The organism is Shuttleworthella satelles DSM 14600 (assembly GCF_000160115.1).
GTDB classification, from domain to species: Bacteria; Bacillota; Clostridia; order Lachnospirales; family Lachnospiraceae; genus Shuttleworthia; species Shuttleworthia satelles.
Map to the genome: position 1 here is coordinate 1 of NZ_GG665870.1, position 507 is coordinate 507.

Annotated in this window: 1 protein-coding gene and 1 pseudogene; both read right to left on the bottom strand. The window is 53.1% G+C overall.

The annotated features are described in order from the left end of the window. Nucleotides 1–18: 18 nt before the first annotated feature. A complete protein-coding gene (gene rpsS / locus GCWU000342_RS09805; RefSeq protein WP_006907298.1) occupies nucleotides 19–300 on the bottom strand; it encodes a 30S ribosomal protein S19 in 282 nt (93 codons plus the stop codon). A 10-nt stretch (nucleotides 301–310) separates the two neighbouring features. Next, a pseudogene (rplB, locus tag GCWU000342_RS10325) lies at nucleotides 311–507 on the bottom strand (50S ribosomal protein L2); the annotation flags it as partial.

The window sequence follows — 507 nt, forward strand, 5'->3', positions numbered from 1 at the left end:
TCCTTTCGAATATTACGCTTATCTGACGCCAGTCTTCTTCTCGTTGCCCTTGTGGCCGCGGAAGGTTCTGGTGGCTACGAACTCACCAAGCTTATGTCCGACCATATCCTCGGTTACATAGACGGGAACATGCTTGCGGCCGTCATAGACTGCAAAGGTATGTCCCACGAAGCTCGGGAAGATTGTGGAACGACGAGACCAGGTCTTGATTACGGTCTTGTCGCCGGAAGCGTTCATCGCGTTAACCTTCTTCAATAAGCTCTCGTCAGCAAATGGTCCCTTCTTTAATGAACGTGCCATTGTATCCTCCTTACTTGATTGCCTTACCGTCGCGTCTTCTTACGATAAGCTTGTTAGACTTTGCGTTCTTCTTTCTGGTCTTCAGACCCAGAGCAGGCTTGCCCCAGGGTGTTGAAGGCGCCGGACGTCCAACAGGAGCCTTACCCTCACCACCTCCATGGGGAGTGGTCGTTGGGGTTCATGACAGAACCGCGGACGGTCGGCCGG